8 protein-coding genes are annotated in these 7,597 nt (G+C 64.5%); 1 reads left to right on the top strand and 7 read right to left on the bottom strand.

The window, feature by feature from the left end:
* The 6 genes from VIQ49_RS08830 to VIQ49_RS08805 all read right to left on the bottom strand — a co-directional run.
* A partial coding sequence (locus tag VIQ49_RS08830; RefSeq protein WP_331883342.1) for an alcohol dehydrogenase catalytic domain-containing protein occupies positions 1-818 on the bottom strand: 818 nt, incomplete at its 3' end.
* Positions 819-829: 11 nt separating this feature from the next.
* Entirely contained in the window at positions 830-1,585 is a 756-nt protein-coding gene (locus VIQ49_RS08825; RefSeq protein ID WP_042950374.1) for an SDR family oxidoreductase, read from the bottom strand.
* A 95-nt stretch (positions 1,586-1,680) separates the two neighbouring features.
* On the bottom strand, positions 1,681-3,015 hold the full coding sequence (locus tag VIQ49_RS08820) for an MFS transporter (RefSeq protein WP_020905842.1): 1,335 nt from the start codon (positions 3,013-3,015) through the stop codon (positions 1,681-1,683).
* Positions 3,012-4,085, bottom strand: a complete 1,074-nt coding sequence (locus VIQ49_RS08815) for an allophanate hydrolase (RefSeq protein WP_331883327.1) — start codon at positions 4,083-4,085, stop codon at positions 3,012-3,014. Before VIQ49_RS08815 ends, VIQ49_RS08820 begins: the two co-directional genes overlap by 4 nt.
* Entirely contained in the window at positions 4,078-4,785 is a 708-nt protein-coding gene (locus VIQ49_RS08810) for a 5-oxoprolinase subunit B family protein (RefSeq protein WP_331883325.1), read from the bottom strand. The genes VIQ49_RS08815 and VIQ49_RS08810 overlap by 8 nt, the downstream gene beginning before the upstream one ends.
* The gene (locus VIQ49_RS08805) at positions 4,782-5,585 is read right to left on the bottom strand and encodes a 5-oxoprolinase subunit PxpA (protein ID WP_331883322.1); all 804 of its coding nucleotides are present in this window, start codon (positions 5,583-5,585) and stop codon (positions 4,782-4,784) included. Before VIQ49_RS08805 ends, VIQ49_RS08810 begins: the two co-directional genes overlap by 4 nt.
* 191 nt (positions 5,586-5,776) lie before the next feature.
* Between VIQ49_RS08805 and nac the strand changes: the two genes are divergently transcribed.
* Complete coding sequence (nac, locus tag VIQ49_RS08800) at positions 5,777-6,700, top strand: nitrogen assimilation transcriptional regulator NAC (protein WP_331883319.1); 924 nt, start codon at positions 5,777-5,779, stop codon at positions 6,698-6,700.
* Here nac and VIQ49_RS08795 read toward each other — a convergent pair.
* The gene (locus VIQ49_RS08795; RefSeq protein WP_331883316.1) at positions 6,694-7,596 is read right to left on the bottom strand and encodes a D-isomer specific 2-hydroxyacid dehydrogenase family protein; all 903 of its coding nucleotides are present in this window, start codon (positions 7,594-7,596) and stop codon (positions 6,694-6,696) included. The genes nac and VIQ49_RS08795 overlap by 7 nt on opposite strands.
* Position 7,597 lies beyond the last annotated feature (1 nt).

Raw genomic sequence — 7,597 nt, 5'->3', positions numbered from 1 at the left:
GACGGAAGGAGCCCGAGCATGACTACCCGTCCGCCTCGCGTCGCGCCGCGGATGGCGGATTCGAGTCCGCGATGATTACCGGTGCACTCGATGACCACGTCGGCATCGGATGCGGCGACGGCCTCGGCGTCGGTGGCCTTCAGAACCCGATCCGCACCGAGCGTCGACGCGATCTGCAGCGGAACATCGTGCATGTCGACCGCGGTGATCGACTGCGCGCCTGCTCGTTTGAGCACGGCCACGACCAGTGCGCCGATGGGTCCGCAGCCGACGACCAGCGCTTTCTTTCCGCGCACGTCTCCTGCTCGCGAAACAGCGTGCCAGGCAACGCTTGCCGGTTCGGCTACCGACGCGGTCCGCAGGTCCAACCCCTCGGGCAGTTCCCGGAGCATGCGCGTTGGGAGCACTGCGTATTTCACGAAGGCGCCCTCGGTGTGTGGGTACTGCGCTGCACTTCCCAGGTATGTGCAGCAGGGCGAGAGGTTGGGCCGATCGCTCGGGAACCGTGGAATGGTCCCACCGGGCGTTGCGGGGTGTACGGCCACGGAAGTTCCAACTGCCGGCCCCGTTCCGTCCGCCGCGGCCGTCACGACCGTGCCGACCACCTCGTGACCGAGCAGCATCGGTGCCTTCAGAATCGACTCCCCCGCCGCGCCGTGCGTCCAGTAGTGCAGATCTGATCCACACACACCGCCGTAGGCGATCTCGATCACTGCCTGCTCGGCGGTCGGCGCAGTCAACGCAACATGCTCGACCCGCAGGTCACCTGCCGCATGGGCCACCACTCCGAGCGTCGTTTCCGGTAGTACAAAACTCATGATGCGCTCTCTCAGTCGTTGCGACGGATGAAGTCGAGGCCACCGGGCACCTGGAAGGTGGGGAGCACCTCGATGAGACCAAGATTGACGTGACCAGGGGCGTCGATCGCGAACTCGATGGTATCCGCGATGTCCTTGGTAGTGATGGATTCGTAGCCTTCGTAGAAGGTCTCCCACGCTTCCTTCATGGCTTCGGGCGTGCCGCCGAGGTTGCGACCGAAGATCTCGGTCTCGACCCGGCCGGGGCAGATCTCGGTCACTCGAATCCGCTTGCCGATGCAGTCGTTTCGCAGCTGGCGCGAAATCTGGTGCACCGCAGCCTTGGTCGCGTGGTAGGCAGTGTGGCCGTAGAAGTTGTACAGGCCGGCGATCGAGCTGATGTTGACGACGTGACCGAGATCGCGCTGCACCATTCCCGGCAACAGAATGCGACACAGGTGCAGCACCGCACGAAGATTCACGTCTACCATCGCGTCGACCGATGCTTCTTCGGCGTCGAGAATATTTCCGGTTGCGGACACCCCCGCGTTGTTGACGAGGATGTCGATCTCCAGTCCGCCGACAGCTTCTGCGAGCGCGGCGGTGTCGGTGATGTCCACGGGCAGAGGGATCATTCCGGTGCGATCGGCAACCTCACCGAGCTTGTCGGCATTGCGGGCGACGCCGTAGACCGTCAGTCCGCGCTTGGTGAACATCTCGGTGACGGCGGCACCCATTCCGGTGTTGGCGCCGGTGACGAGAGCTGTGCGGTAATCGGAGAAAGGCATTGTGTGCTCCTACAGGAAGAAATTGGTATGACCCGGCGGCCGCCGCGGACTGCAGGCGACCACCGGGCCGGATCAGGAGTGACTCACGCGAGAAGTCACAGAGTGTCGCGAAGCGGGACGTGGGCGCGATCGGTGATGGTGCTGACCGCGATCAGCGTGCCGATTGCGGTGATGACCGCGTAGAAGGCCGGAACGTAGATACCGAATTCGGGAATCAACCAGGTCATCAACAACGGTGCGGTACCACCGAAGAGTGCGGACGAGATGTTGTAGCCCAAACCGTAGGCGGAGTAGCGAACCCGCGTGGGAAACAGTTCGACGATCAGGATGTGGATGACGGCTGTGTGCCCGGCGAAAATCACTGCCATGAGGCATGCACCGAGAACGGCGAGGCCGACGTTGCCGGTCACGATCATGGCATAGCAGGGGATCGCTCCGATCGCCATTGCCGCAGCAGCACCGGCGATGACCTTCTTGCGACCGATCCGGTCGGAGAGAGCACCCATGAACGGAATCGCGAAGCAGATCGCGACCAGGCTGGAGGCAGTGACGAGAAGCGCCGTCCCGGTGGAGAATCCGATCTGATCGCCTTTGAGGAACGTGGGCATGTACGAGAACAGAACGTAGTAGCCGGAACCGTTCATCAGGGGGATGAACAGGGCGAGGATCATGGCGCGGCGGTGCTCGGGAGTGGAGAATGCTTCCTTGAGCGGATTGCGCGACAAACCGCCGGATTCCTTGAGCCGCTCGAAGTTCGGGGTATCAGAGATCGCGCGGCGGATATACCAGCCGATGATTCCCATCGGAATGGCCATGAGGAACGGGATGCGCCACGCCCACGATGCGAGTCCGCCGCCGTTGATCGCTTCAGCATTGAGCCACGGCGACATGGCAAACGCGATCATCGTTCCGGTCAGCAGTGCGAGGAACGACGCGATCTGCGCGTAGCTCGTGATCAAGCCGCGCTTGCCTTCCGGGGCGTGTTCGGCGAGGAACGTCATGGCGCCGGCAGCTTCACCACCGACGGAGAATCCCTGCACGATCCGCAGAAAGATCAGCAGTGCCGGTGCCGCGATACCGATGGCCGCGTAGGTGGGCAGCAAGCCGATACCGGCGGTCGCCACGCTGATCAGCATGATGACGAACACCAACATCTTCTGTCGACCGATCCGGTCGCCGAGGATGCCGCAGACCACCGCGCCGAGGGGCCGAACGAAGAACGAGACCGCGTAGCCGGCGAACACCAGCATCAGCGCGTCGCTCGACTTCGACACGTCGAAGAACACGATGGCCAGTGCCGTCGCCATGAACGCGAAGACACCGTTGTCGTAGAGCTCGACGAAGATACCGACGCAGCCCGCTGCGACGACTTTCCGGACCTTGCGCGGGTCGGCTACCTGGCCGTCTACCGCTTCGATGGTGTTGGTCATGCTGTCTCCAAAATAGACGCGCGGCGCGGAGCGCTCGCGGGGCGTGTGGTGCCGACGTGGCTCGGTACTCGGGCTTCCGAGGTGTGAAGAGGTATCCGGAGGGTGGTGAATACGTTCTCCACACGCCGCCTCAGCAAGGCGATGCGGTGCTGCTGTTCGCGGTGCTCTGCAACCGCCGTTGCGACGCTGCAGTTCCGGAATCGGACGCGGTGCCCGGGTCGGGCCTGTCCCAGCTGTGAGAGTGAAACGGTGGTGACGACGGCCAGCACCGGATAGCCGGCGGTGACGCCTCTACCTCGATGCAGGACCAGAAGCTCGTTGCCTGCGGGCACTTCGACGGCGCCGATGGGGACGCCGCGAGAGAGGACCTCGCCGGTGCTGGTGCGCTGTGGGAGCGGCTGCTGATCGGTAGGTGCCAGCCGCAGCCCGATGTGATTACTCTGATCGCCCACCACGAATTCGGTGCCGAACAGCGCGGCTCCGCTCTCACCGAAGTCTTCGATGTCGGGGCCGTCGGTCACGTCGAGCGTCCACACGTTGCCGAAGGACGGTCGGTCGGGCAACAACCGGAACAGCGGTAGCCGGAAGACCGGGTGGTCGATCGGCGGGCAGTCGGTGTCGACGACCAGCGTCTCCCCCGCGGTCAAGTGACGGCCGAATCCGAGGACCTGGTCGGGAGCGCAGCTGCCCAGGAGGTAGTCGGCCGTCAGCTCTCCGTGGACGGCGACGTAGACGCGCAATCCGTCGTGGATTCCCGTGACGGCAAGCCGCTGACCGGCTCGCCAGACGATCGGTTCCCACTGCGGTTGCCGATGTCCGTCCACGGTCACCGTTGCGGGTGCACCCGTGACGGCGATCAGCAGATCCGTGGACGCCGACGCTGAAAAGTCGAGGGCCGTCAGCTCCAGCAGCGGGGCCTCGCGCCTACTACCCACCAACGCGTTGGCGATCTCCGCGCTGATTTGGTCGGCTGCGCCGCCCGTCGCCTGACCGAATTGCGACGCCGATCCACGCCCCAAATCCTGGACGGAGCTGATTCCGGGAGTCTGGACGGTGACGGTCTCAGCCATGGGGATCACCCCCTACGGGCAGGAGCGAGCGACCGTCGAATTCATCCCAGCGATCGGCGTCGATCGCACGGAAGACGAACAGATCGCCCGGGCGGTAGGCAGAAATCTGCTCCGACGCCGGATCGACCAAGATGAGCGGGGTCCGGCCGATCACTGCCCAACCGCCGGGCGCAGGCCTGGCCGAAACGACTGCCTGACGTCCGGCCACCGCAACGGAACCGGCCGCGACGTGCGGTCGCGGGCTCGATCGGCGCGGGATGGGAAGGCCGAACGCCGGGCCGTCGAGCATCGGGGCGCCGCCGGGTGAGCCGTAGCAACGCATGACCAACGGGGCTGCGGAGTGAAGGCGCACCACTTCGGCTTCGGTGACGCCGAGAAACCGCGCTGTATCACCCAGGTCCGGGCCGTGTTCGCCCCCGTAGACGACGGGGATCTCGAACGTCCTAGGTTCACCTTCCAGCGGTCGGGGGATAGTCGTTGCTTCGCGAACCAGGCCGCGGACGGCGTCGTGGTCGGTGAGGAGGTTGTCGAACTCGACCAGAAGGGCGTCGTATGTCGGGATGACGCTGACGATGCCGTCGGCACCGAGATCGAATCGTGCGGCGATCGATCGGACAGTGTTCCAGTTCTGCTCGGCGGTCCCGCCGCTGACACTGACGCGAACGGCGGCGTCACCGCAGTCGGCGACGTAGGTCTTCACGCGGAACACCCGACATCACGGGCCCGCCGTGACGCCACGACCCGGGTCAGCGGCGCAATGGTGACACCGGCGGCCTCGAGCGCGGCGCGAATCGCCTTCGCGTTCGCGACGGCACCGGGGTTGTCACCGTGCACGAGGACCGTGTCGGCGACAACCGGGATCAACGTGCCGTCCACAGCTTCGACGACTTCCTCGACCACCATCCGAACGGTCCGCTCGACCAGAACGTCGACGTCGTGAATCACCGCTCCCGGCTCGCTGCGGGGCACGAGAGTTCCGTCGGAGTTGTATGCGCGATCCGCGATTCCGACGATGCCGACGCTCAATCCGCGGGCAGTCGCCTCGTCGGCCAACGCCCCGTCCTGGGCGAGCACGATCAACGACGGATCGAAGGCCGCGACCGCATCGACGACGGCGCGCGCGTAATCCTGGCGTACGGCAACAAGATTCCCGAGCTTGCCGTGGGGAGCGATGTGCGACAACGACGTTCCGTTCGCGACCACAAAGGCGTGAAGGGCGCCGAGTTGGAACAGCACGTCGGTTCGGACCTCGTTCTCGCTGAGATCCATCGCGCGACGGCCGAATCCGGCGAGGTCCGGAAAACTCGGATGCGCGCCGATTCCGATACCGCGGGATACGCACCCCCGAACGGTCGCGTCCATGGTTCGTGGATCGCCTGCATGGAATCCGCAAGCGATGTTGGCCGAAGTCAGCGTGTCGAGCAGAGCATCGTCGGCGCCCATGGTCCACGTGCCGAAACCTTCGCCGAGATCGGCGACAAGATCGATGCTGGTTGCCATTTCGGTCCTTCCGGTTCGTTTACTTGTTCGTACGGGCGCCGTTGCCCGTGGTTGGTCCGACTGTCGAAGTTCTGTGTGTCGACTTCGGTGTTTCTGGGACGCTACTCAGGAACGCCAAAGGGTTGTTAATACCGTTTCGCGTTGGGGTGATCGGAATTCGATATGTCCGTTGAGCTGGTAGTTTGCACAGCATGGACACGAGAAGGCTCTACTCGTTCGTACGAATTGTCGATGCCGGCAGCATCACCCGAGCCGCCGACATCCTGCACATCGCACAACCCGCCCTGAGCCAACAGATGACGTCGCTGGAAACGCAGTTCGGTCAGCAACTTCTGATCCGCAGCAAACAGGGTGTCGAGCCGACCGATGCGGGGCACGCACTCTATCGGCATGCTCAGGTGATTCTGCGTCAGGTGGAGAGTGCGCAGGCCGAGGTGTCCGTGGTCGGGCGGGCGCTCGCGGGCGGCGTCTCCGTCGGCCTCGCCCTGTACAGCACCGCGACGGCAATCGCCTTGCCGCTCTTGGCCCGTGTGCGCGAGCAGCACCCGAATATCTTGTTGCACATCAACGAGAACTTCGGTGGCGTGCTCAGCGAAGCGATGATGACCGGTCGCATGGATCTGGCGTTGTTGTACGACGCCGGCCCGATCAAGGGTGTGACGTTCGAACGCTTGCTCACCGAGGAGCTGGTGGTGGTTGCCCCGTTCGGTACCGGACTAGCAGGCGAATCGGGATCCGACATCTCCCTGCCCGAGATCGCCGAACTGCCACTATTGCTTCCGGGTCGGATGCACACCATCCGCAAGGTGGTGGAGCAGGCTTTCGACCGTGCAGAGCAGCAACCGAACGTCGTGGCCGAAGTGGAATCGGTGATGACGCTGTCCGAGGCCGTACGCACCGGATTGGGCGCGACGGTTCTGCCGTGGTCGGTGGCCCGCAGGGTCATGGACGTCGAAGCCCTCGAGCTACGACGCATCGAGCCGGGCATCGAAGTGCATGTCTCCCTTGGCACTCCGGCCAATCAGCCCCTCTCCAAACCGGCCGAGGCGGTGCGCGATGTTCTGCGCACCGTCGTGGCCGACTATGTGAAGGGAACCAACGCGAGCGGTCAGTAGCCCGCCGACGGATCGATCACGGCGGTGAGGTCGTCACCTGCGGCGAACCGGGCGACGTTGGCTGCAACGTGATCTGCCAGGACGCGGGTGAGCGTCGTAGCCGGGTTGGCGACGTGTGGAGTGATGATCGCGTTGGGCAGCTTCCACAACCGATGCCCGTCCGGCAAAGGCTCGGGATCGGTGACGTCCAGTGCCGCCCCGCCGATCGAACCGGCTTCGAGGGCGTCGACCAATGCGTCCGTGTCGACGAGGGTGCCACGCGCGATGTTCACGATCCAGCTCGACTCCGACATCTGGTCCAGTTCGGCCTTGCCGACCAGATGCCGCGTCGCGGATGTCGACGGTGCTGCAATCACGAAGTGATCAGCCTTGGACCAGATTTCGCCGGTGCGATCGGCTGAGAGCGTTTCGGAAGCGCCTTCGACGGGGGTCCCGGAGCGGGTGATCGCGATGACCTTGACTTTGGACGCGGCGAGGTACGGGATCAACGCACGGCCGATTCCGCCGCAACCGATGATCGCCACTGTCGAGCCCTGCAAAGTGCCCACCCGCGGGTCGAACTCTTCCTTGCGCCACGACTGCGCCGCCAATTGTTCGGGGAGAGAACGAACTCCGGCGAGGAGAAGCATCATCGTATGTTCGGCAACATTGCCCGCGTACGCTCCGGCAGCAGACGTCCAGACCCGCTTGTCGTCGATCACCCCGGCGTCGAACCAGGGCTCGATCCCGGCGAACGGCAACTGCACCCAGCGAACCGAATCGGGTAGCGACGACGGGAACGTCTCCGGCCCGTGTACCCACACGACGCCCTCGGCGTCTGCCAGTGGAACGAGAACTCCACCGGCTCGGCGTATTCCGTCGGCGACGTGAGGATCCTCGACGGGACCGAGGTGGATG

Source organism: Williamsia sp. (assembly GCF_036566845.1).
Taxonomy (GTDB): domain Bacteria; phylum Actinomycetota; class Actinomycetes; order Mycobacteriales; family Mycobacteriaceae; genus Williamsia.
The sequence above is the reverse complement of the archived record's forward strand: the minus strand, read 5'-3'. Positions and strand labels throughout refer to the sequence as shown.